The sequence below is a fragment of the Intestinibacter sp. genome, from assembly GCF_034113885.1.
Taxonomy (GTDB): Bacteria; Bacillota; Clostridia; order Peptostreptococcales; family Peptostreptococcaceae; genus Intestinibacter.
Window position 1 is genome coordinate 1 of the sequence record NZ_JAXEWM010000047.1, and the last position, 26,202, is coordinate 26,202.

The following is a 26,202-nucleotide window of genomic DNA, read 5'->3' on the forward strand; positions in this document are numbered from 1 at the left end:
ATGCCTTCATTCATGACCATATTAACTATTCTGTACGTAATTACTCTAGTCTTGCCAGAACCAGGGCCTGCCAATACCATACACGGACCGTCAACATGCTTGACTGCCATTTGTTGATTTTCATTTAATTTATCTATATCTATCATATTTTCCACCTTAATGTATAAAATTTATTAAATTATTTACATTATCATATTATATCAGATATATCTCTATAAAATATCCTTATTTAATTGTTCACTTATTTTAATATAAAAATACATTTAACGAACTAAATTTATGAATTGACTAGGAACAGCTAGCCTTTTGCCCTACATCCTCCAAGACAATTGGAGCATCCTTCTCATTAGTCATAACTGTAACCAAGTCACCAGCTAATAACAGGGTATCTCCGTGTGGAATAATTTCCTTTTCACCTCTGACTATAGATACAACTAGAGATCCCTCAGGCCAAATAATATCTTGTATGTAATGATTATCTAAATTACTTCCTAATTCTACAGAAACTTCTATCAAAGTCTTTCTGTTATAGCTTCCCTCTAATGTAAGGTGGTTGTTTTTCAATATTCTCTCTAGTAAAGCTTCGTAAATTGGTTTTGTTTTCAATAAATCAGAAACTAAAAGCGCAACTACAGATACAAACGCCAAAGACAGTAAGTGATTAAGTGAACCAGTCATTTCTGATATTAATATAATCGCAGTTATAGGTGATTTAACTATAGCTGCAAAATGACCTGCCATCGCTATTACTATAAAATTCAACAAATATTGTGATGGAATTCCTAGGTAAGTTACCATAATAATACCAACTAAATCTCCTACTAGAGAACCCAAAGTCAATAATGGGAAAAATATCCCTCCAGGTGCTCCAGATCCAAAGCATGCAAATGTAAATATAAACTTAATCACGATATACATCATCAATATGTTAATAGGCATATTTGTATCTTGCAAACTCATAATTAAATCATGTCCCCCACCTAATAAAGCAGGTATTGTCAATCCAACAACTCCTGTTATTATAAATGGTATTATACATTTCATCTCTATAGATAAATTTGTCTTTTTATATATATTTTGCGAAACCAGTAATCCCTTGTTAAAAATCGTTCCACTTATTCCTATTACCGCACCTAATATTAAAAGCGCCCAATAATATTTTAAAGGCATTGCTGATAATTGATGAAAATTTAAAGAAGGCTTCAATCCAAAGAAATTCTTTGATGCAAAATCCGCCATAAGAGCTGCCGATATCGCAGATAACAATACTATCGGCGAGAAATTTTTATGCGCCTCCTCAAGTGAAAACATAACCCCTGCCATCGGAGCATTAAAAGCCGCAGCAAGCCCCGCACTTGCACCACATGTTACAAAATATTTTTTCTCGTTGTCCATTTTTTTAGTCGTTCTGGCAAATCCTTCACCTACACATGCACCTATTTGCACAGAAGGGCCTTCTCTTCCTAGAGATAATCCTGCACCTAGACATACAAGTCCACCTATAAATTTCAAAATTAAAACACTATACCACTTTTGTTTAAGCTTTCTAAGTAAAATACCTTCTACCTGAGGTATACCACTACCTGTTATCATAGGATCTATTTTTACAAATTTCCCAACTATATAGCCTAATGCTATCAAAACTAAAAATATCACTGGTATATAAAAGGTATTTTCTCTCCCCAAACTATAAAAACTATTAAATAAAGAAAATAGCTTAGATAATATCAATCTATGTGATACTATTACCAATCCTACCATCAATCCTACTATTAATGATTCCGCTACTATCCTATACTTTTCTAAATTTCCATAGTTTAGCATTTTTCTCGTTCTCGCGTGAATATTTTTCATAAATATTTCCAATCCCCCTTCCTACTTATTTTATTTTATTAAAAAAAGTTTTTTTATACAACAAAATAAGCAGTGTAAAAACAAATTTTACACTGCTCTATTAGCAAATATTTATAATTTAATCATGGCGGAGAAGGAGGGATTCGAACCCTCGCACCGGTTACCCAGCCTAATCCCTTAGCAGGGGATCCTCTTGAGCCACTTGAGTACTTCTCCAGTACTGTTAGTATACCTTATATTTCTATACTAGTCAATAATTTATTTTTATTTTACTTATCATTATAATCATAAAATTAAAATTCCCTTTATAACAGTACTTATAAAACACTATTATAAAGGGAATATATTAACAAGAAGGGTATTCTATCTAATTATAATATTTGTGTATCGGCATCTAATTCATCTTCTTTATGTTTAAAGCCTGTTACAAAGTTAGTAATTAAAGCAACTATTAAAACTGGTAATATCCAATTTAATCCTACTTCTGATAAAGGTAAGCTTTGTACAAATTCTACCTTTAAAACATTCATTACTCCAAATAAAGCAGCTACTATTGATGATATATTAAATACTGCATTGCTTTTTACTTTGCTGCTCATTAATGTCAATACTATTAATGTTACTGCTGCAGGATATATTATGTCTAGTAGAGGTCCTGCAACCATTATTATAGTACTTACACCCATAGTAGATATAATAGTAGATATAACACAAATAGCTACTACTAAAACCTTATAATTTAATCTTCCACCTGAAACTTCTTCATAAAATCCTGCCGCTACTGAAGTTAATCCAACTGAAGTTGTAAGACAAGCGAAGAAAACTATTATAGCCAACAATACTTTTCCAAAATTACCCATTATTAAATAAGTTAATGTTGTAAGTAATCCAGTTTGACCTAAATTCACATTTAAAGTTGTTGATGCTGTAGCACCTATGTAGCATAATCCTCCATATACTAATATTAAAAATAATGCTGCAACTACATTAGATTTAACTAATATTTTACGTTTTTCTTTTTTATCAGTATACCCTTTAGAAAGTATTGATCCCATTACAAGTGATGCAAGTGCAACTGCTCCTAATGCATCCATAGTTTGATAACCTTGAGCTAATCCTTCTCCAAACACACTACCTGATATAGCTGGAGTTTGACTCATATCTCCTATAGGACTAATTATTCCTTTTATTATTAATATAGCTAATGCGATTAATAATATTGGTGTGAATACTTTTCCTATAACATCGATTACTTTAGATTTAGTAATTGTAAATGCTAAAGTAATTCCAAAGAATATTATTGAAAATACTAAAGGATTAAAGCTTGGAAATAATGGAAGTACACTTATTTCAAAAGTTATAGCTCCAGTTCTAGGTATAGCAACTGCTGGTCCTATACATGTAATCATAATTATTCCTAATAATAATCCTAATCTCTTATCTACTCTAGATGCTATAGATATGGCACCGTTTTCCTCATAGTTATGATTTAGAGATGTCATAATTCCAGATACACCTAATATTATATCTGCTAGTACATATCCTAAAAATCCAACCATCCAAGCAGAGCCTGTCAAAAATCCTAAGAATGGTGGAAATATTAAATTTCCTGCACCAAATAGCATTGAAAAAATTGCAAATCCAATTACCATAAAATCCATTTTACTTTTTTCGTTTAAATTACTCAATTCCTTGATCCCCCTATTTTTAATATATAATTTTTTCATATATTTATATATCCCATATAATTAAAGCCTTTTTTCATTCCCTATTTCTTTGTTAATATATTAACTGTATAAATTTTAATATTAAAATAATAAATATAATATTAAAACCGTTTACATTTGAACTGTTCTTATTTAAAGATTATCATATGGATATATTTTTTTCAATATTTGGATATTTATTATTTATTTTTTAAACCTTATACCGATTTTATACTATTTTTTATTCATTTTTTATATTAAATACTTTATTTATTTTTATTTTTTACTATTTTTTATTACTTTTTTAAATAAACAAAATTCTTGTAATTTTTGAAATATTTATTAAAATAATAAAAAATCAAAATTACAAATTTCTTTTTCAGAATATTTATAATCTTATTTTTTCTTATTTTATTGATAAAAAATGCACATTTCAATTTATTTTTTTAAATTTGTTTATAAAATTTTAATAATAAACTTATTTAAATAATAAAATAACTGATTCTCACAATATCAATCGATATCATAAAAATCAGCTATTTTTGCATCATATAAATTTTAATAAATGGTACTCATATAAAAAACATATGGGTCATAAACCTCCATTTATCTATATGTTTTATATATTTATTTCGTATTTATCTATATATTTTGCACTATGTGAATCTGAACCTAAAACTACTTTTATATTGTATTTTTTAACTAATTCAGCCAAATACCCACTTATATAGGTTTCTCCACAGTCTTCTTTAAATAAGCCAGCCACATTGTAATCTAATTCATATCCTTTTTCGCTTATTAACTCTACTAATTCTTTTAATTTTTGATTTTTAGAGTAATCATATGGATATTTTTTATTGTATTTTCTGACTAAATTTATATGTCCTATTCTCTTAGGTTTATATGGTCCTAAATCGCTTTTTACTGCCTTTATAAGCGTTTCATAGTAAAGGTTATATACATCCTCTACTGAGCCTAGCAAATCTATAAGCTTCTCAAATTCACCGCTACTAAAATCCATACAATAGTATTGATCATCTATTTTGACCATATGTACTGATAAAACACTATCCTCTAAATATTCTCCGTATTTGTTTAGTAAATCCTTTATACCTTCCTCAAATCCCTCTATATAGTCTACTTCTGCACCTACATTTATCTTTATTTGGTCCTTGTATTTATTTTTTATCTCATTTACGTCCTTTAAATAATCCTCCATTTGATTTAACTTTATTGAGCTATCATCATCCGGCGCTGGATCTTTAAATCCGTCTGGAAGCGGGAAATGCTCTGTAAATGATATTTCATCAAGACCTACCTCTATACTTTTTTTCACATAATCATCAAAAGTATCCTTTGTCCCATGAGGACAGTATGGTGTATGTATATGTCCGTCTTTCATCGTGTACTCCTCCAATTCATTTTAGTTGTATTTATTACATTCTACCACTTTGACATCTAATTAGCGAACCTTTTCGCCGATTACAAGAATTTAATTACAACAAAAAAAAGAAGTGATATAAAAATAAATTCATATCACTCCTATTTATAATCATTACATATTTTTTTTAGCTTCTACTAACATTTCATTAGCCTTTTGCATGTATTCGATTGCTTTTTCTATGCATTCAGCTGTTTCAGTTTTACCCATAGCTTTAGCTTTTTCTACCCATTCTTGGAATCCTTCTTCATGAGATTGATTGTGGTTTACCCAATGAACTAGTAATATATTTAAAGTTTTTTCGTCTTTATTTTCTACTTCTGCATGACTATGTCCGCATCCACAGCCATCTCCATGAGTATGTGAATGATCATGGTCGTGACCATGTTCATGACTATGGCTATGTGTATGTTCACAACCATCTCCGTGGCTATGTGTATGTGCATGATCGTGACCGCATCCGCATCCACAATCATGGTCATGGTGGTATCTTACTAAGTCTTTATTGAATATCATTTTATCTTCCTCCAACTATATTATTTTATGTTAAATTCTTTTTTAATTACCTTTATTGTATCCTTTATCAATAAAGATAATGGTTTGTTCTCTACCCCTACTAAAGAAAAATTCTCTGGCATAATAGGTAATAATATTTTTAAAGCCTCACTATCACATATAGCTTCACTAATTCTGCCAGTAACCTCTCCCATCATTGCATTTGGCATAGTTACAGCAATTGGGGCAACTATTATATTAGCTTTTTTAGATGATACTACAATGGCGTTTTCTCCAGTAGCTCCTTTGTTAGCATGAGATTTCATCATCGCGCTAGTTGCAATTGAATTTGTACCTAGAGCATATATATCAATATATGTAGGCAATTCATCTCTCAAAGCTGATATAATTTGGGCGCCTATTCCCCCGCCCATTCCATCTATCACTGCTATTATCATGTGCTATACCTCATCTTGATATTTTTCAGCTAAGATAAATTTAATACTTTTAAAATAACTTTGTATTAATCTTGAGCTAATATTATTTTGTGATCCATTAATTTAATTTCTTTTATGTATCCGTCTAGTATTTTTTCTTCGCCTAGTAAATCTGTTAGATACACTTTTCCATTAACAGGATTTACATTAACTACATTTTCCATAACTCTTGTTAATTCATTATTTTTTCCTAAAACAAATGCTGCTGATTCACACATATAAATCACCCTCCTATAAAACTTTTAAAGCGATTTTACTAAAAATCAAAAAAAGGTCTCTAAGGTATTACAATACCATAGAAACCTTCATGATTTCATTACTTAATATTCATATACCTTTAGTATAGCACTCTTGTTTATATAAAGTCAAACACAATATTTAAAAATACTGTATTTGACTTTAATTCTATTTTATTATATATTTACCCCTCTAATATAGCTTTTACACTTGGAAATGCATCTATATTTGTATGAGGTAAGAAGCAACAAGATACGAATTCATCCATATATGTTGGATATACACTTAATTCGATATATGTCATTATACTTGCTATTTCTTCTAGTTTAGCTCTTGCTTCATCACTTAATAATGTTAAGTAAGAACCTATTAGTGAACTGTTTCCTATATATTGGAATTTATCTCTATCTATATCAGGAAGTAATCCTATAAATACAGAGTTTTCTATATTTAGGTGGTTTCCTATACCACCTGCTATATAAACCTTATCTACACAATCAAAGTCCATTCCTAAACTTTCGATTAATGTAGCAGCTCCTGAGTATATAGCTCCTTTAGTTCTTATGAAGTTGTCTATATCTACTTCTGTTATAAATAAATCACTGCTTAAGTGTTCATTGTCTTTTTCAAATGCTAATACATATTCTCCGATATCATTTTCATCAAATCTAATTCTTTCATTTTGTAGGTCTCTATGTATTTTACCTCTTCTGTCAATGATATTTTCTTTAAGCATTTCGCATATTAAATCGATTATACCAGAACCACATATACCTATTGCAGGTTCATTATCTATAGTTCTTAATGTTGGTACTAAAGTTTCAGGATCTATATCTACGCTGTCTATTGCTCCAGCTGAAGCTCTCATACCACAGCTAATTCCTCCACCTTCAAAAGCAGGACCTGCTGAGCATGCACAGCTCATCATGAAATCTTGGTTACCAAATACTATTTCTCCATTAGTACCTAAGTCTATGAATAAAACATTTTCTTCATTTGCCCATATACCTGCTGCTAATACACCTGCTGTTATGTCTCCACCTACATAGCTCGCTACATTTGGTGATAGGTAAACACCTGCACTTGGATTTATATCTAAGCCAACTTCTTTAGCAGTTAATTTTGGTGATTTGAAGAATGGTGGTATAAATGGTTCTAATCTTAAGAAGTCTGGATATATTCCTAAGAATAAAGTAGCCATTGTTGTATTTCCTGATGCAACAACGCTAACTATGTTGTTTCTCTTTATACCTGATGCTTTTAATAATTCATTTATTAACATATTTAAAGTGTCGTCTACTATTGCAGCCTTAGCTTTTTCTATGTTGTTTTTCTTGATAGCGTAAATTATTCTATTTATAACGTCTGCACCGAATTGAAGTTGTCCATTTCCTGATGCACCTTTTTCTACTACTTCATTAGTTATCATATTAACTAAGCATACAACAACTGAAGTTGTACCTATATCTATTGCTAAACCGTATAATTCACCTTCTGTATTACCTGATTCAACATCTATTATTTCTAATCTATCATCGAAATCTCTATATGTAATAGTTATTTCAAAATTATTTTCTCTAAATGCTTTTGGCATTTTCTTTAGAACTTCTATATCATAAGTCATTTCTTTTCCAAAATTCATGCTTATGTGTCTTTCTAATCTGTCTACATCACTTATATTGTCGTCTAGAGTTGGCTCGTCTAGAGTTATACAAGTTTTCTTTATGTTAGTTTCTAAAGTTAAATCATGATTTTGAGCTATTTCTACAGCTCTGTCAAATAACGCTTTGTCTTTAGCAGTATCTCCACCTTCAACCTTCATACCTCTCATTGCCATATCTAAAGAAGAATTTGTAAGAACTTCTATGTCTGATATGATTGTTGAACAGCATGCTAGTATATATCCGTCTGCTTTATCTTCGTCAGTTAAATGAGATGATATCTCTTGTTTAACTTCACCACTTAGTAGTTTTACTTTACATTTTCCACAGCTTTTACTACCATTACATGGAGCTTCTATATATACATCTGCTCTTCTAGCTACTTCTAATAAATTATCCCCTACTTCACATTCTATTGTTTTACCTGATGGTCTAAAAACAACCTTTGCCATATTTTATCCTCCCCAAAATATAATATATACATACATTAAATATTCAAAGTCTCAATACTATTTTATCATATTCAATATACTTTTATAACGTTATTATCTCATAAAATTAAAATTTATACATTTTCTACTAAATAAAAAAAGCCTTCATCTTGAAGACTCATAATTACAAACTCTTTATTTCATTAAGTTTACATTAGCCAATTTTCATAAATGAACTAAGCAACATCCTAACCTAATTTCAATAATCGTGAATAACTCCTATCTCCCGAGGTAAAATCACTTTTCATTTAGGCAGGTCTCCTGACTTAACTTCATCCTACTCCCAACCTTCCCGTAAATCACAGTGGTCCATGGTTTCGTCTATATTACAGTAGCGGGAACTGTAAAGGATTTTCACCTTTTTCCCTATTAATTTCAATTAAGAAAACCTAAATTCCTATTAAATTATGTTATTTTAAATAAAAAGTATAGCAAAAGCGCGTGCACTCACTTTCGCTATACTTCTTTATTTATTTATCCGAATTAATTGGGTTCAAATTTTTATAAAGTAGCTTCGTATTCTTCAGCTGTTAATAATGTATCATATTCAGCAGGATCAGCAACTTTTATTTTGCATATCCAAGCATCGTATGGAGCTTCATTAACATATTCTGGTTCGTCTTCTAATTTATCTTCGTTTATTTCAACTACTTCTCCTGATAATGGAGCGAATAATTCAGAAGCAACTTTTGAAGATTCTATTACACCAAAGTCTACGTCTTTAGTTAATTCATCTTCTATTTCTGGCATTTCTACGAATAGAACTTCACCTAATTGATCTTGAGCAAAGTCAGTTACTCCTATATATGCGAATTCTCCATCTAATTTTGCCCAAGTATGTTTTGGACTATATTTTCTATCGTTTAAAGTTTCCATGTGTATTTTCCCCCTATTGTGTTATCTTAAATTAATCTATAATTATTCTCCCATTATGAAATCCATAGATAATGCTGGATGTCCTTTTTCTTCAAGGAAAGCACAAACTGCTTCAGAATCAACAGCTATAGTTTCATCACATATCATATCAGTGAAGTTATCTATACCAGCCATTTCTTTTACAGTTTTATTTAATTTTTCTCCAACAGAATCTTTTAATTCTTTAGGCATCCATACTATTCTTTCTGGTCCACCTTCAGTGTAAGCGAATTTCTTAGAAGAGATGAAATGTCTACCATGACCCATGAATCCTGGAGTTTGAACTCCACCACCAGTCATAGAAGCTAATTCACCGAATGTCATACCAACTGGAGTAGTACCAGCATATTCTCTGTTTACTATAACTAATCCGTTAGCTTCAGGCATTATACCACATATACATTCGAAGCATCCACAAGAAGTCATTGGATCTTCCATTATAGAGTATAATGTTACGTTTTCTACAGCACCTTGAGATATTTGGTTAACTGCATCAGACATTGATTGCCAGATACCTTTCTTTTCATCTAGGCAAGGACCTTTAGCTATTGGTTGACATGGTCCTGTTGGGTTAAGTTCTTTAGTAGCTTTAGCATCTAACCAAGAAACTGCACCACATAATCCAAGTCTTTCTGGAGTTACTATACAAACGTGAGCTGGAGCGAATGCTTGACACATGTTGCAAGAATAGAAATCATCAACTGCTTCGTCAGTTAATTGTTCTAATCTGTCATCTCTAGCGTTGTATCTTTCAACAGCTTCATGTTTTAAGTCATTAACCATAGCTTCATCAGTTATTATAGTTACAGCACATTTATCAACAACTGCATCGAATTCATCTTTCATCATAGCGTACATAACTTCACCTATGTGTTCTAATTTGAATCCTTTAGCAACGTCATCTTTAGATATTCTTACCCAAGATTGGTCTCTTTGTCCAACGTGCATTAAACCTTCAGTGTAGTTCATGAAGTAGTGGAATCTTCTTTCAAGAACTGGTTCGAAGTCAGTTTGCATTGCTCTACCAGCAACTTTAACGATTATTGCAAGAGGTAATCTAACAACACCGTCTTTAGCAGCTTCTGGATCTATGTTTGGTCCTATTACTTCTATCTTATGGTCTTCAACTTCACCTAAATCATAAGATTTAACTAATTCCCAAGCAGGAGTTCTATTTCCACCAAATTCGTAAGCCATTTCAGCTTTTCTGATTCTTTCACCTTCGAATGAAGCAGCGAATCCAACTGGTATTGGTATTTCAGTTATTTTTATTTTTATGTGTCTAGCTTCTAATGAAGTAGCAACAAATTTATCGTAATCTCTTTGAGTTAATAAGTTGCAAGGAACTTCTGTAACAACTTGGTCAGTTATTACTGGGAATCCAAGAGCTATAGCTCCAGCACCACAAGCAACTATTAATTCACTAAGTGGTCCAAATGCATTAACGAATGCAGGAACTCTTTCTGCAGTGTATTGTAATAATCCAGCTAAGTCACCAGGTTTTACATTACCGAATATTAATGCAGCTCTTATAGCAACAGAAACAACGTGGATAACTGAAGTTACATCATATCCTAGAGGTATAACACGAAGGTCTACACCCATTTTAACGTCAGCTTCTATAGCTTGGTCTATAACTTTACCAACTAAGAAAGTCATGATACCAGCAGATTGGTATTTTTTAACTATGTTTCCTAATGTTTCAGAGTCTGGGCATTCACCAAGAACAACAGCAACACCAGGGATATCTCCTGTAACAAGTGGAACACCTAGAGATCTGATTATAGGGTCAACTACGTGTCCTGCACAAGGAGCTTCGTATGGAGCTTCACTATTTACATATTTGATAGCTTCGATTATTTCTGCACAAACTGCAGTAGCTAAACCAGCATTTAAAGCTGTTTCTAATAATGGTTTTTCAACTATTAATGATTTAGCAACTCCTAGAGCTGTTTCTAAATCTGCTAAAGTTGTAGCTTTTAATCCTGTAGCTGCATATATGCATGGTATAGCATATGCAGTGTCAGGAAATGCAACTGGACAATCTTTACCTTTTTCAGCTACTACTGCTGTTAAAGCTGCACTTGCAGCATCGTATGCTTGGTTAGCACCTGTATAAATTATGTTATATAAATTCACTCTACTTCCCCCTTTAAATTTATTTACAAGTCAAGACTTTTACATCTTGACTGTAATTTTTTATTTATTAATTATTTTTATTTGTAATCAAATCCTAATTCTTTAACTTCTAAGTATGAATCAGCATATAAAGATGCATTTCTTATTATATCGCAAGATTTTATAGTTTGAACTAATATATCATCTAATGGGTTAACTATTGCTGAACTGAATCCATTAGCCATAGCCATTGCTACCCAGTTACTATCTAATATAGGTCTTATATGTTTTGGGCAACCATTAGATACGTTTGATAAACCACCAGTAGTTTTTAATCCCATTTCAGTCATTTGTCTGATAGCATCTAAAACATCCATTTGTTTATCTTGCATACCTTTTATAACTAAGCAAAGTGGGTCAAAATAAACGTCAGTTTCAGGATCTATACCAGCCATAGCAGCTGCTTCTATTAATTCTGTACAATATCCCATACGTTCATCGTTATCTGCTGGTATACCTTCTTTAGCACATAATGCTATTATAGCAGCATCATATTCACCAGCTAATTCCATTAATCCCATTCTTGGACCTGCATCTGCAGAGTTTATTATTGGTTTACCATTAGTTCTGTCATAAACTTTAAGTCCAGCTTCTAATGCATCTCTGTTAGCAGTATCTAAAGCAAGTGGTACATTATTTAATTCAGATTGTAATAATTGAACACCCCATTGCATTATTTCAGCTCCATCTCTTTCAGCTGGTCCTATATTGAAATCTATAACGTGAGCTCCTGCATCTAATTGTTCTATAGCTCTTTTTAAGATTGGTTCTGGATCTCTTTCAGCTATAGCTTTTCTTATTGGTGGTGCTATACAGTGTATTCTTTCACCTATCATCATAAATTTTTCCATACTTATATCCCCCTTAGAATTTATTCTATTTCTAGGAACCTAGAATTAATCTAAGCTCCTAGACATAATTTTTAATTTAATGTTTTATTGATAAATCTTAAATAAGCAATTTATTACTAGTAAATATTAGTGATTAGCAGCATATTCTTTTAAGAATTTTGGAAGTTCCATAGATTCTAATGGTCCTATAACAACATTCCATCCTGGCATATTGTCAGCTACGTCAGATTGTATAACAGCTAATTTACCTGGTATAACTATGTCTCTATTATCAGTTATTCCTTCTATACCACATTCTTTAGCGAATGCACCTATAACAGATCCACCGAATTTACCAGCAGCCCAAGCAGTAAGAACTGAATATCCACCAGCATCTGGAACCATTAACCAGCAAGGTACTTTAGAAGCTTCTATATCACCAGTTATTGTGAAGTAAGTTAACGCGAAGTCAACTGAACATAATACTGGAGAAGTCTTGTCTGGGTTATTTAATGGATAAACTTTAGCTTCAACTCTCATTGGTTTTTGAGGGTCAGTGAAGATATTTTGTCTTAACGCATAAAGTGGTAAAGCTTTAGCATAAGTCATATCAGCTACAGCTAATATAGTTCCGTATTTAACAGTGAATACTGAAGCTAATGCTATTTCTAAGTTATCATTTCCATCAGCTAATTTAGCTAAGTCTATAAATGATGGATAACCAAAGCTTCTGTCTCCTTCTTTTAATGCTATTCTTCTAACTTGTACAGCATTTACATAAGTATCTTTTATAGTTTCACCTGTTACATCTATTATTAATTCTTTGTAACCAGCAGCTTCTATAGCTTGAGTTGTAGTATATAATTCTTCTAAGCTAGCTCCTTGTACACCTAAAGCTAAGTTATCAGCTTTAACTACTTCTACCATAGCAGCAAAGTTATCTTTGTTAGCTCCTATTACAACTGGGTTTAATCCAGCTAATGCAGCAACAGCTTCTTTAGCAACGTCAGCATCTGCAACTTCTACTACATATGCACATTCAACATCGCTATCTTTTATTTTATTTATTATAGATAAGAAGTTATCTTTATTACCATTGTATTTGATATAAGCGAATTCAGGTTTCATTATTTCGCCTATTCTTTCATAGTTAACAACTTTCATTCCTTCTATTTTTGCATCTACTGCAGCAGCATCCATGCAATCACAGAATTTAACAGCGTATCTATTTCTGTTTACTAAAGTTTTTTCATGTCTGAATAATACAGTTTCTCCACCTAGTTCATATTCATTTTCACCAGCACCAACTTTTAAAGTTTTCATTGGAGGTGCAGTAGCTGCAGCTAATTTAGCTAATGCTTCGTCAGACATTTTTGGACAAGCAGAAACTTCTACAGCTCCACTTGCAACTTTCATAGAGAAAGCCATACAAGTTGGAAATCCACATTCCTTACAGTTTTTCTTTGGTGTTAATTTAAATATATCTAATGCTTTTAATGCCATTATTATTTCCCCCTAACCTTACAAATAAATTATATTACGCTAAAGCGCTTACTAAACCTTTTATAGTTTTGATTGATTCTGGATGACGAAGTATAACTGCATTTGCTCCACCTATGATTACACTTGCAGCTGTAGATACTTCCATACCTATTGTTCTAGCTTCGTTATCTCCCCATTCAGGAACATCTGCTTCTGGAGCGATAGCTTCTTTAACGTGACCAACTTCGAATGAAACTGGAGTTATTATTGGTATTTGTAATGCTTTATCATTTTGGTTGAATCCTGCTAATCTAACTCTATCCATAGTAGATGCAACATATTCATAACCATAACCAACTGCTGAACAACCAACGTTCATAACTATGTTTTCTTGTTGTACGCCTAATTGAGTAAGTAATACATTCATTTGTTTAGCTAAGTTTATATCAACTGCAGATTCTGCAGCAACTTTTTGACCATAAGCCATACCAGCAGCAGCACCAACTGCTTTGTAGTTATCTTCTACAGCTGATAATACTAATATATTTTTACCTTCTAATGCAGCAGAAACTTTATCAAATACTTTACCGTCTTTTTCAGCGTTACCGCATCCAGCAACTACTAATGGTAAAGTTATAGCATCAGCAACAGCTTTAGCTACTTCTGCACATTCTTCTGGAGTTTTATCTGCTCCATCAGGATTAGCTCCATTTAATCTTAAGCATATGAAATCTGCTTCTGTGTTATCTTCAACGTATTTAGCCCATTTAGCAGGATCTGCCCAAACATCTCCATATATTTTAGAATAGCAATCTATCCATTCTTCAGGTTGTATATCTGATATTTCAGCTCCAACAACTGGTGCATTTCCTGTTTCTCCATCAAAGCTATAGAATGGAAGAACTTGTTCTCCACCTAATTTTATAGCTTTATCTCCTGTTCCTATTTCTACTACATTAATTGTTCCAGTAACTTTTTGAGTAGACATTTTAAATGCCATATCTTTTTCCCCCTTAAGCCTATTTTAATTTATAATGCGCCTCTCTATATATTAAGGCAAGTCTAGAGTTTCTATTATTTTTTCTAGTGCTACTCTAGATTTTGAATCAGCTGGCAAATCTACTAAAGCTTTACCTACTGAATCATATTCATATATTAATTCATCTGAAGGAACTACTCCAAATAAATTTAAATCGTATTTAGCTATTTCTTCTTTTACACCGTCATTTAATTCTCCGTTTGGAGCTTTATTAACGATTAATCCAATTTTGCCAACGCTTAAATTCATTTCTTTTGCTAAATCTCTAATTCTTGCAACAGCTTGGATACTACGTCTTGAACAATCACTGACTAATATAAGAGTATCAACATGTTTAGTAAGCTTTCTACTTATATGTTCCATACCTGCTTCATTATCTGTGATTACATAGTTATAGTGATCTGAAATTTTTTGAACTTGCTGTTTTAATATTCCATTTACGAAACAATAGCAACCTTCTCCTTCTGATCTACCCATAACTAACATGTCATATCCATCGCCCTCTTCTAATATCATGCTTAACTTCCATTGTAAGAATTGAGCTTTAGTCATTCCTCCTGGAAATGAATCTCCATTTTTTTCTCTCATATTAGCTTCTTCTCTAATATGTCCAATTGTTTCAGGTTCTTCTACTCCTAGTACTTCATAAAGATTACAGTTTGCATCTGCATCAACTACTAGAATAGGATCCTTTTTTTGTTTTACTAATGTGTCAATTAAAAGCCCTGTTAGACTAGTTTTACCAACTCCGCCTTTGCCGGCTACAGCAATATTATAAGTCATCTTATGATATCCCCCTTAAGTTAAGTTTTATCACAACAGAGCTTTTATAAAATTATGTCAAACTCTGTGCTTGCTATTAATTAAATTATTTTTTTGGTATAGCATGTACACATTCACCATGTATATCATGTATAGCTTCCATTAAACCTTCAGATAAACTTGGATGAGCATGTATTACTTTACCAACATCTTTAGCTTTTAATCCTAAGCCTACAGCTAAAGATAATTCTGTTAATAAGTCAGTTACGTGTGGTCCAACTAAAGAAGCACCTATTATAGTATCATCTTCGTCAGTCATAACTTTTATGTAACCTTGTAATTTACCTATTGCTTTTGCTTTACCTAAGCCTCTGAATTCGAATCTACCAACTTTGTATGGAGTTCCATTAGCTTTTAATTCGTCTTCAGTTACACCAACACCTGATACTTCTGGTTCAGTGTAAACACAGCTTGGTATAGCTTTATAATTAACTGTTTCACTGTTACCTTTAACAGCATTTTCAGCAGCTACCATACCTTCAGCAGATGCAACGTGAGCAAGCATAGCTCCTGGTATTATATCACCTATTGCATATATTCCTGGTATACTAGTTTCTAAGTATTCATTAACTTTTACGAATCCTCTTGGTGCCATTTCTATACCTATTTCTTCAACACCAGAGTTAGCTAAGTTAGGTCTTCTACCTACGCAAAGTAATACCATTTCTGCTTCTATTGATTTACCATTATTTAAATCTAATTTAACTGATTCATCAGTTACAGTGTATTTATCAGCAGCAACGCTAGTCATAACTTTTATTTTGTCTTTTTTGAATTGTCTAGCTAAGTTTTTAGCTGCTTCAGAGTCCATTCTACCTAATATTTGAGGTATCATTTCTATTATAGTTACTTTAGTTCCTATAGTTGCAAAGAATTGTCCTATTTCACTACCTATAACTCCACCACCAACAACTATTAATGATTCAGGTTGTTTAGTTAAATTTAATATTTCATCAGAAGTTATAACATTTTTACCATTGTAAGGCATTCCTGGGAATACTGTTGGGATAGATCCATTAGCTAATATTATTTTATCAGCTACAACTGTTTCAGTAGTTCCGTCAGCTTTAGTAACTTCTATAGTATTTTTATCTACTAATTTACCAAAACCGTCTATTTTTTTTACTCCTCTTTTGTCAAATAGGAATTGTATTCCTGCTACTAATTCATCAGTTATTTTATGTCTTCTAGCCATTATAGCTTCAAAATTAGGTTTAACTTCACCTTCAACTTCTATACCGAATTCTTTAGCTTCTTTTACTGCTCTCATAGCGTCAGCAGATGCTAATAAAGCTTTTGTTGGTATACAACCTACGTTTAAGCAAGTACCACCTAATCTATTTTTTTCTATTACAGTTACTTCAGCACCAAGCATAGCTGCCTTTAAAGCTGCTACATATCCTCCTGGGCCGCCTCCTATTACTGCTACTTTCATTTGTTATTTCCCCCATTTACCTTTTATGATTTGTTTATAGAATAAACTTTTTTATATTAATCTATATTAGATATAATATTTATATATATATTATACCCAATATAGAGTTAATTATCTTGTTTTTATATTAAATTTTTTAATTTATTTTAGATTTTATAAACCTGCAGCGTCTAATATTAGTGGTACATTTTCTTCTGCACCTATAGCCATTATATGAACACCATCACATAAGTCTTCTTCTTTTAATTGTCTTATGAATTCACCAGCCATTTTTATACCTTCAGCTACATAATTTTCTTTACCAGCTGCTTTTAATCTTTCGATTTGATCATCTGGAACGAAAATTCCTGGAACATTAGCAGTCATGAATCTTGCCATTCCTGGTGATTTAAGTGGAACTATACCAGCCATTACTTTACAGTCCATATCTTTAGTTAATTCTCTGAATTTTCTCATATGTTCTATATCGTAAACAGCTTGAGTTTGGAAGAATCTAGCACCTGCTGCTATTTTCTTTTCCATTTTTAATAATTGTACTTCTATTGGTTCGTATTCTGGAGTAACACAAGCTCCTAGGAAGAAGTCTGTTTTACCTTTTAATTCTAATCCAGCACTATCAGTACCATTATTCATCATAGTTGCAGTAGCTAATATACTAACTGAATCTAAGTCGAATACTGGTTTAGCATTTTTATGGTCACCTACACATACATGGTCACCTGTTAAAGCTAATAAGTTATCTATTCCAAAGAATCCTGCAGAAAGCATTTCACTTTCTATAGCTATTCTGTTTCTATCTCTACCTGTCATTTGTATAACTGGTTCTAATCCTAAATCTTTTAACATTTTACATGTAGCAAGAGATGAAGTTCTCATTACTGCAGATTGGTTATCAGTAACATTTGCTGCATGTACTCTACCAATAACTTTTTTAGCACATTCTGCTAAATGTGATAAATCAGTCCCTTTTGGAGGTGCCATTTCAGCAGTTATTGCAAATTCACCTTTTTCGAATGCTTCTCTTAACTTACTCATCTAAAAAATCCCCCTTTTAATAACCTTTTATTATGCTTGAGCTTCAGCTTTTTTTCCAACTTCGTGTCTTCTTGGATTAAGTTGTTTAGAATAATCTTTTGGTGCTCTAACTTCTTTCATGTTATCTAATTGACCTAAAGCTTTAAGTCTTTCATAGATTAATACCCATGCACAGTCGTTGTCAGGGCTAACTTCACATTTACCATTTTTAGCTCCACCACAAGCACCGTTTACTAAACCTTTAGCACACATAGTTACTGGGCATATACCACCAGTCCATCCAAGTTCACATTCTCCACAAGCTTTACAAGCTTCTTCGAATTTACCAACTCTTTCAACTTCACCGATGAATAGAGTATCGTTTGCTGGATAAACAGGTATATTTTGTTTTTTAACGTTTTTCATTATTGTTTGAGTACCGTCGCCACATGCCATAGATACTACAGCATCAGCTTCTTTAAGAGCATCTTTAACTGCTTTTAATTCTTTTTTACCTAAAAGTAAATTACATGCTGTTGGTATTATTACAGATCCTGTAACTTCTATTCCATTAGCAGCTAGAGTTTCTTTCATTTCTGCTATTTCAGGTTCTCCACCAGTTTTACATGCAGAAGCACAGTCACCACAACCTACTAAAACTACTTTTTTAGCGCCTTTTAAGTAACCTAATAATTCTTCTATTGGTTTTTTTTCAGAAACTACCATACGATTTTACCCCCAATTTGTATTTTAGTATATACAATTAATTATATTATTTATTATTTTGTTGTTTACAAGCTTTTATAACGTGTTTAGCTAGTATAGAAGAAGTAACAGAACCAACACCTGCTGGAACTGGAGTTACCATAGATACTTTATCTAATACTGCATCTGTATCAACGTCACCACAGATTCCGCCACCTTCTGGTTTAGCGTTTATACCAACATCTATAACTACTGCACCTTCTTTAACGTAATCAGCGTTAACCATTCTAGCTCTACCAACACCTGCAACTAAAACGTCAGCTTCAGCACAAACTTTTGGTAAATCCTTAGTTTTTGAATGGCATATAGTAACTGTAGCATTTTCCCCTAATAATAACATTGCAGCTGGTTTACCAACAACCATAGATCTACCTAAAACTACTACGTTAGCTCCTTTTAGAGGTACATTGTAGTGTTTTAATATTTCTACAACTGCAGTTGGTGTACATGGAGGGAATCCAGTTTTGTCACCTTCCATAAGTTTAGCTGTATTTAAAGGACTGAAGCAGTCTATATCTTTTTCTGCTGCTATAACATGTTTAATAACTTCTTCATCTATTCCTTCTGGTAAAGGTCTAAATGTTAATATACCATTTACAGAAGCATCATTATTTAATTTTTCTAATGCTGCTATATATTCATCTTGAGTTGTTCCTTCTGGTAGTTCAGTAACTTGAGTAGCGATACCTATAGTTTCACATCTTTTTAAAGCACCTTTTTCATAAGAAAGGTCATTAGGTTTTGCTCCAACTCTTAATATAGCTAATTTTGGTTGTATACCTTCTTTAACTAGAGCTTCACATTCTACTTTTAATTGTTCACTTAGTGCATCTCCAACTGGTTTACCTTTAATTATTTCTCCCATTTTAAAACGCCCCCTAATTCAAAAAATTTTATTTTACTAGTTATATATTTCCATATACTATAATTATACACATTTTTTAGAGAATATTGTATATAATTATAAGTATTTGTTAAAAAATTATTAAAAATAATACATCATTTTGCAATTATAAATAATTTTTTATTTTTATTTAATTTTTTTGTTTTAAAATTTTAATTTTTCTATTTTAAATTTATATCGTATATTTTATTTTCAAATTATATTTAATTTTTAATTATTTGATATTATATAAATAATTGCTATCTCATTGCAGCTATTACTTTGTCATATACTGCATCACAAATTGCTACACCATCTTTAACTAAAGCATCACATTTTTCATCTAAAGCTTTAGCATATTCTTTATCTTTCATTAATTCAACATTTATTATTACATTAAGTTGAGCAGATAATATAGCAGCTCTTAAAGATTGAACTCCACAGCCTACATCACTTATAGCAAGTTTTGATCCTTTATCTACTAATTCTTCATGTAATTTTATACTTTCATGGCAAAGTTCAACTATTTTAAAAGGAACTTCACATGCTAATTTTAAGCATCTTTCTAATTCTACATCTTTAGCAGCTTTTTCTTCATCTGTACCAGCTGGTAAACCGTATGCTTGAGAAAGCGGGAAAAATCCCTCAGCATCTTTATCAATCATTTCTAATAATTGATCTTGTAAGCCTTTTGCTTTTTTCAATATAGCTTGTATATCATCTTCGTATTGTGCATATTTTTTCTTTCCTGATGTTAAATAGCAAACCATGCTACCTAAAGCCATACCAACAGCACCAACTAATGCAGCAGCTCCTCCACCACCTGGAACTGGTGCTTTAGAACCTAATACGTCTACAAAACCTATACAACTTTTTTCAGCTATTTTTTCCATAGGTATATCTCCTTTTTATCTCATTTTTTCATTGAAGATAGTGTGCATAAGCACACTATCTTCTTTAAAATTATTTATTTTGCCATTTTATATGTATCAAGTTATTACTCTTTACACATTATATATAATTAAATTTATCGTTTATCCCTAGAATAATCCTGATATTACTCCGTTTTCATCAACGTCGATCTTTTCAGCTGCTGGAACTTTTGGAAGTCCTGGCATCTTCATTATTTCACCAGTTAATGCAACTACGAATCCTGCTCCTGCAGATATAGTTACTTGTCTAACTGTTATTCTAAATCCTGTTGGTCTACCTAATTTAGTTTGATCATCTGTTAATGAGTATTGAGTCTTAGCCATACAAACTGGAACTCCACCGAATCCTAGATTTTCTAAGTTAGCTAATTCTTTTTCTGCTTCTGGAGTATAATCTACACCATCAGCTCCATATATCTTAGTTGCTATTGCATTTATTTTTTCTTTTAATGTATAGTCATCTGGGTAGCAGAATTGGAAGTCATTTGGTTCATCACATAATCTTATAACTTCTTTAGCTAATTCTATACCACCTTCGCCACCTTTAGCCCATACTTGAGATAAAGCAACGTTTACGCCTAATTCTTTACATTTTGCTCTAACTAATTCTACTTCAGCTTCTGTATCTGTTGGGAATTCGTTTATAGCAACTACTGCTGGTAATTTGTATACTTGAGTTATGTTTTCTACGTGTTTTAATAGGTTTGGTATACCTTTTTCTAATGCTTCTAAGTTTTCGTTATTTAAGTCAGCTTTTGGTACTCCACCATTGTATTTTAATGCTCTTACTGTTGCAACTATTATAACTGCATCTGGTTTTAAGTTAGCCATTCTACATTTAATGTCTAAGAATTTTTCAGCACCTAAGTCTGCACCGAATCCACCTTCAGTTACTACATAGTCTGCAAAGTGCATAGCCATTCTTGTAGCTATAACTGAGTTACAACCATGTGCTATATTAGCGAATGGTCCACCATGTACGAATGCTGGTGTTCCTTCTAGTGTTTGTACTAGGTTTGGTTTTAAAGCGTCTTTTAATAATGCAGCCATTGCACCATTAGCGTTTAATTGTTTAGCTGTTACTGGTTCTCCTTCGTAGCTGTATCCAACTATGATTCTTCCTAATCTAACTTTTAAGTCAGCTATATCATCTGCTAAACAGAATGCTGCCATTATTTCAGAAGCAACTGTTATATCGAATCCATCTTGTCTTACAGCACCGTCACCTTTTTTACCAAGACCATCAACGATATTTCTTAATTGTCTATCGTTCATGTCTACGCATCTTCTCCAAGTTATTCTCTTTGGATCTATTCTTAAAGAGTTTCCTTGATGAATGTGGTTGTCTACCATTGCAGCTAATAGGTTGTTTGCAGCTCCTATAGCATGGAAGTCACCTGTAAAGTGTAAGTTGATATCTTCCATTGGAACAACTTGTGCATATCCTCCACCTGCTGCTCCACCTTTAACACCAAATACTGGTCCTAGAGAAGGTTCTCTTAATGCAACTAATACGTTTTTACCTAATTTTTGTAAACCGTCTGCTACACCTATAGTAGTAGTAGTTTTTCCTTCTCCTGCTGGAGTTGGGTTGATAGCTGTAGTTAATATTAATTTAGCTTTTTTTCCACCATTATCTTTTTTAAGTAGATTGTAGTCAACTTTAGCTTTATATTTACCATATAATTCTAAGTCATCTTCAGTTAATCCTAATTTTTTAGCTATTTCTCTAATATCTTGAGGTTTAGCTTCTTGAGCTATTTCAATATCTGATTTGAATCCCATAACAAACATCCTCCCACAATTTTTATATATTTTAATAACATTAATAAATAATGTTAATTAAATACTGTATTCTAAAATTAAATAAAAATAAAAACTATTTATTCTTTTTATTTTCCGCTTCTATTTCTAGTAATCTATTTTTTATAGCTCTAATTTCGTTTTTGGCATCGTCGCTAACATCATATGGAGATTTATTAGATCTATCTGAATCTATTACAGTTTGGTTGTAATGTATAAATCCTAGAGCTTCTCCATCTTCTAGATTACTTTTTATAAATTCGATATCTTCGTCGTTTCTCATTTTATTTCCAACGACGAAAACCCTTTTCACGCCAATATCTTTGCCTAGTTTCTTTACTTTTCTATAAGTTTGAAGGCTTCTTTCACCTGGTTCAACAACCACTATGAAAGCATCTACACCTTGTGCAGTACCTCTACCTAAATGCTCAATACCAGCTTCCATGTCCATAACAACAACATCTTTATTTTGTAATATTAAATGAGAACATAATCTTTTCAATAGTACGTGTTCTGGACACACGCAACCTGAACCACCTGTGTCAACAGTTCCTAAAGTTAATAATCCTACACCATTATATGTTTTACAATATTTTTCTGGTATATCATCAACCTTTGGATTAAGTTTAAACATTTTATTAAATGTACCTTCACTTGTTGCTGTTCTATCAGAAACTAACTTTTTCATTTCAGAAATTGGTACTATTGAATCATATATTTCTTTTGGAAAACCTAGCGCTAAGGCTAAGTTTGCATCTGGATCGGCATCTACAGCAACAACTCTATAACCTTCATCAGCAAACATTCTTGATAACATTGAGGCAAAAGTTGTTTTGCCTACTCCACCTTTTCCTGTTATTGCTACTTTCATTTCTTTATTACCACCTTTTCTGTCATATAGTTTTGAAACTATGTATTTATGTCTGTCTAACGTGTATTTAATAGGTAGCCTATTATTTTCATAATAGACTACCTTTCTCTATTCTATAAATTTAATTTTCTATAAATTGTTTACCATAACTAAATCTTAGTATAAGCAATCTAATTCTCCAGCAACTCTCTTATTAAGAACTTTTTCTTGATATAAAGCTTCGAAATGAGGTCTCTTAGCTTCTATACAATCCATTATATCTTGAGCGCATCCTACTGCATCTTCATTTACATGGAAGCAAGCTCCTACTTTATCTTTTATGCTTCCGCATAATATTTCAACAGCTCTTGAAGAACCTGTAACTGGAGGCATAACACCTAAGAATGTTTCTATACCAGAAGCAACTACATAAGTACCTATAGCTATAGCTTTTTCTGACATCCATTCTGGAGCACAACCAGCAACTGGTAAATCAGATATATCCATATCTAATGCTTTAGCAACTAATGAACAAACGTTTAATATACGAGAGTTATCAACACAAGATCCTAGATGGATTACTGGTGGTATATCAACTAATTTACAAACTGTAGCTAAACCTTTACCACAGTATTTATCAGCGTTTTCTTTTAACATTAATCCATTCTTAGCAGCTGCAGAAGCACCACATCCTGTAGTAACAACTAAGAAGTCATTTTTGATTAATTCTTTCATTATAGTTAAGTGGTTGTAGTTAGATGGAGTTCTAGCATTGTTACATCCAACAACTCCTACTACCCCTCTTATTACACCAGATGCAAGAACATCTATTAATGGTTTTAATGTGTTCATTTCATCTATTTGAGTGTTAACAACATTATTTAATTGTCCAACTATTGCAGATTCAGCATAACCAACCATAGCTTCTGATTTTAATTCTGGAACCATAACTTTTTCTGGATCTCTGTTTTTGAAGTTTAATATAGCTTCTCTAACTATTGTTTTAGCATCTTCTAATGCAGTTTCTTCATGGAATTCCATGTAAGTAGAACCAGTTATTCTAGCTTTTGGTGAAGTAGTTATGAATTTAGTATGATAATGAGTAGCAACTTCTGCTAATGCAGGGAAGATACATTGAACGTCAACTATCATAGCTTCTACAGCACCAGTGATTAATACTAATTCTTGTTGATGGAAGTCACCAGCTATTTTTATACCATGTCTCATAGTTAATTCGTTACCAGTACAGCAAACACCTGATAAAGTGATTCCGTCTGCTCCAACTTCTTTAGCTAATTCTTGCATTTCTGGTAATTCAGCAGCTAAAACTATCATTTCTGATAATGTTGGCTCATGTCCGTGAAGAACTATGTTAACATTATTTCCAGCTAATACGTTAGTATTTGCTTCTGTGTGAACTGGTTTTGGAGCTCCGAATAATATGTCAGATAACATTGTACCTATCATTGATCCAGCCCAACCATCTGCCATAGAACATCTAAATGCCATATGTACTAAAGCATCTATATCAGCACAACATCCTATATGAGTTGAATGCATTACTGTAGCGATTTCTCTATCTATTGCTCTTGGTTCTATACCATAAGCTTTCCATACTTCTTGTCTTTGTTTAGGAGCTCTTGCTAATAATCTAGATACACCATGTGGTTTACCAAATTCCATTAAGCATTCATGAGATACTTCATGAGCTAAGTCATATATATCTTTACCTTCTGGATCTATTCCCATAAATACAGCGAATTCTTTTAATAATTCTGGTTCAGCAACTTGGTAAGCTCCTCCTGGAGTAGTTAATCCTAATGTATGAGTTATATCTCTAGCATGGTCTGAATGGGCAGCAGATCCACCAGCACACATTCTAGCGTAGTTTCTACCAACTATTGTATGTTCGTCAGCACCACAAAGTCCTCTTGGAGTTTTAGCACTTATTCTACAAGGTCCCATACCGCAGTTTCTACAGCAAACACCTGAAAGACCGAATCCACATTGTACTTTATATCCTAATTTTCTTTTGTACATTGTATCAACGCCGTCTTTTTCAGCTTTTTCTAATAGAGCCTTACTGTTAAGGTCTATAGTCATGGCTTGCATTTGTTCTAACATTTTATTATCCATATTCATATTCCCCTTTTTAAAATTAAATTTTTTCCCCTAAAATGCTGTTATAAGAAAATGTCTTTATTATTTATATAAATACATTCTTAATCAATATATATTTCTAAACGATAAAACACATACTTCTCAAGAATATATTCTTAACTAAATTATATACCAAAAATACTATTTTGGGTAAAGTTTTTAATAATTTTTTAACAAAAATTACGTTATTTTGACATTAAATAATTTTTGTTATTTGATTTTTTTCTTTAATTAAATTTTACAATATTATTTGTTATTGTGTTTTAGCATTAATTATTAAATTAGTAAAATTTTATACTAAAATTCATTACTACTTTTTTCATTTTATCAGTTGTAAATCCTTTTCATTTAATTCAGAAAATGCCTTCACACAATTTAACATTCTATTTAATTATATCTCATTTTTTTCCAATTGTATAGGATATAATTTTAATTATATAAATATAATATGGTTTTATTTTTTTGCTTTTTTTTTAACAATATTTTTATTTTCGACAATAAATTATCTTTATTTTTCGAATTTTTATACGAATATTACAACATTTATATTCTATCTATAATAATGTAAATAAAATCATAACCACCCGTAAAACGGGTGGTTTGCTCTGAGGCTATAAGCCTCTTTTACTGGCTGCGCCTAAAGGGCGCCAGCTTTCACTTCGTTCAAGCTACAGCCCTTTGATACTATGCAATCCCTAAAGGGATTTTAATA

At 32.0% G+C, this 26,202-nt stretch carries 22 protein-coding genes, 1 tRNA gene and 1 riboswitch; all 23 genes read right to left on the bottom strand.

What is annotated here, in order from left to right:
* Nucleotides 1–146 (bottom strand): UvrD-helicase domain-containing protein (locus SPD90_RS15280; protein WP_320924278.1); only part of this gene is annotated, 146 nt, incomplete at its 3' end.
* 142 nt (nt 147–288) lie between these two features.
* Nucleotides 289–1,854: a ClC family H(+)/Cl(-) exchange transporter gene (locus tag SPD90_RS03050; protein ID WP_320924273.1), complete on the bottom strand. Its 1,566-nt coding sequence runs from the start codon at nt 1,852–1,854 to the stop codon at nt 289–291.
* 125 nt (nt 1,855–1,979) lie between these two features.
* Nucleotides 1,980–2,070: transfer RNA gene (locus tag SPD90_RS03055), tRNA-Ser, on the bottom strand.
* Nucleotides 2,071–2,225: 155 nt separating this feature from the next.
* Nucleotides 2,226–3,542 (bottom strand): branched-chain amino acid transport system II carrier protein, encoded by a 1,317-nt coding sequence (brnQ, locus tag SPD90_RS03060; RefSeq protein WP_320924274.1) that lies wholly within the window; start codon nt 3,540–3,542, stop codon nt 2,226–2,228.
* Nucleotides 3,543–4,179: 637 nt separating this feature from the next.
* Entirely contained in the window at nt 4,180–4,962 is a 783-nt protein-coding gene (gene hisJ / locus SPD90_RS03065; RefSeq protein ID WP_320924275.1) for a histidinol-phosphatase HisJ, read from the bottom strand.
* 153 nt (nt 4,963–5,115) lie between these two features.
* Complete coding sequence (locus tag SPD90_RS03070) at nt 5,116–5,517, bottom strand: zinc transporter (RefSeq protein ID WP_320626855.1); 402 nt, start codon at nt 5,515–5,517, stop codon at nt 5,116–5,118.
* 20 nt (nt 5,518–5,537) lie between these two features.
* Nucleotides 5,538–5,954 carry a DUF3842 family protein gene (locus SPD90_RS03075; protein ID WP_320626856.1) on the bottom strand — a complete coding sequence of 139 codons (417 nt, stop codon included), beginning with the start codon at nt 5,952–5,954 and terminating at the stop codon, nt 5,538–5,540.
* Between the two features lie 65 nt (nt 5,955–6,019).
* On the bottom strand, nt 6,020–6,211 hold the full coding sequence (locus tag SPD90_RS03080; protein ID WP_290685545.1) for a CooT family nickel-binding protein: 192 nt from the start codon (nt 6,209–6,211) through the stop codon (nt 6,020–6,022).
* Between the two features lie 203 nt (nt 6,212–6,414).
* Nucleotides 6,415–8,343, bottom strand: coding sequence for a corrinoid activation/regeneration protein AcsV (acsV, locus tag SPD90_RS03085; protein ID WP_320924276.1), 1,929 nt, complete (start codon nt 8,341–8,343; stop codon nt 6,415–6,417).
* A 273-nt stretch (nt 8,344–8,616) separates the two neighbouring features.
* Nucleotides 8,617–8,790, bottom strand: a riboswitch (cobalamin riboswitch).
* 93 nt (nt 8,791–8,883) lie between these two features.
* A complete protein-coding gene (gene gcvH, locus SPD90_RS03090) occupies nt 8,884–9,258 on the bottom strand; it encodes a glycine cleavage system protein GcvH (protein ID WP_290685549.1) in 375 nt (124 codons plus the stop codon).
* A 42-nt stretch (nt 9,259–9,300) separates the two neighbouring features.
* On the bottom strand, nt 9,301–11,436 hold the full coding sequence (gene acsB / locus SPD90_RS03095) for an acetyl-CoA decarbonylase/synthase complex subunit alpha/beta (protein WP_320626858.1): 2,136 nt from the start codon (nt 11,434–11,436) through the stop codon (nt 9,301–9,303).
* 77 nt (nt 11,437–11,513) lie between these two features.
* Nucleotides 11,514–12,326 (bottom strand): carbon monoxide dehydrogenase/acetyl-CoA synthase methytransferase subunit, encoded by an 813-nt coding sequence (gene acsE / locus SPD90_RS03100; protein WP_320626859.1) that lies wholly within the window; start codon nt 12,324–12,326, stop codon nt 11,514–11,516.
* 126 nt (nt 12,327–12,452) lie between these two features.
* A complete protein-coding gene (acsC, locus tag SPD90_RS03105; protein WP_320626860.1) occupies nt 12,453–13,808 on the bottom strand; it encodes an acetyl-CoA decarbonylase/synthase complex subunit gamma in 1,356 nt (451 codons plus the stop codon).
* Nucleotides 13,809–13,842: 34 nt separating this feature from the next.
* Nucleotides 13,843–14,787, bottom strand: coding sequence for an acetyl-CoA decarbonylase/synthase complex subunit delta (gene acsD, locus SPD90_RS03110; RefSeq protein WP_320626861.1), 945 nt, complete (start codon nt 14,785–14,787; stop codon nt 13,843–13,845).
* A 51-nt stretch (nt 14,788–14,838) separates the two neighbouring features.
* Nucleotides 14,839–15,609, bottom strand: coding sequence for an ATP-binding protein (locus SPD90_RS03115; RefSeq protein ID WP_320626862.1), 771 nt, complete (start codon nt 15,607–15,609; stop codon nt 14,839–14,841).
* 85 nt (nt 15,610–15,694) lie between these two features.
* Nucleotides 15,695–17,083, bottom strand: a complete 1,389-nt coding sequence (gene lpdA, locus SPD90_RS03120; protein WP_320626863.1) for a dihydrolipoyl dehydrogenase — start codon at nt 17,081–17,083, stop codon at nt 15,695–15,697.
* A 153-nt stretch (nt 17,084–17,236) separates the two neighbouring features.
* Entirely contained in the window at nt 17,237–18,118 is an 882-nt protein-coding gene (locus SPD90_RS03125; RefSeq protein WP_320626864.1) for a methylenetetrahydrofolate reductase, read from the bottom strand.
* Nucleotides 18,119–18,148: 30 nt separating this feature from the next.
* Nucleotides 18,149–18,823 (bottom strand): methylenetetrahydrofolate reductase C-terminal domain-containing protein, encoded by a 675-nt coding sequence (locus SPD90_RS03130; RefSeq protein ID WP_320626865.1) that lies wholly within the window; start codon nt 18,821–18,823, stop codon nt 18,149–18,151.
* Between the two features lie 46 nt (nt 18,824–18,869).
* Entirely contained in the window at nt 18,870–19,727 is an 858-nt protein-coding gene (locus tag SPD90_RS03135; protein WP_320626866.1) for a bifunctional 5,10-methylenetetrahydrofolate dehydrogenase/5,10-methenyltetrahydrofolate cyclohydrolase, read from the bottom strand.
* A 278-nt stretch (nt 19,728–20,005) separates the two neighbouring features.
* Nucleotides 20,006–20,638, bottom strand: coding sequence for a cyclodeaminase/cyclohydrolase family protein (locus SPD90_RS03140; protein WP_320626867.1), 633 nt, complete (start codon nt 20,636–20,638; stop codon nt 20,006–20,008).
* Between the two features lie 147 nt (nt 20,639–20,785).
* Nucleotides 20,786–22,462, bottom strand: coding sequence for a formate--tetrahydrofolate ligase (locus SPD90_RS03145; RefSeq protein ID WP_320625142.1), 1,677 nt, complete (start codon nt 22,460–22,462; stop codon nt 20,786–20,788).
* Nucleotides 22,463–22,556: 94 nt separating this feature from the next.
* Complete coding sequence (locus SPD90_RS03150; protein ID WP_331680225.1) at nt 22,557–23,351, bottom strand: ATP-binding protein; 795 nt, start codon at nt 23,349–23,351, stop codon at nt 22,557–22,559.
* A gap of 156 nt (nt 23,352–23,507) precedes the next feature.
* The gene (cooS, locus tag SPD90_RS03155) at nt 23,508–25,466 is read right to left on the bottom strand and encodes an anaerobic carbon-monoxide dehydrogenase catalytic subunit (RefSeq protein WP_320924277.1); all 1,959 of its coding nucleotides are present in this window, start codon (nt 25,464–25,466) and stop codon (nt 23,508–23,510) included.
* Nucleotides 25,467–26,202 lie beyond the last annotated feature (736 nt).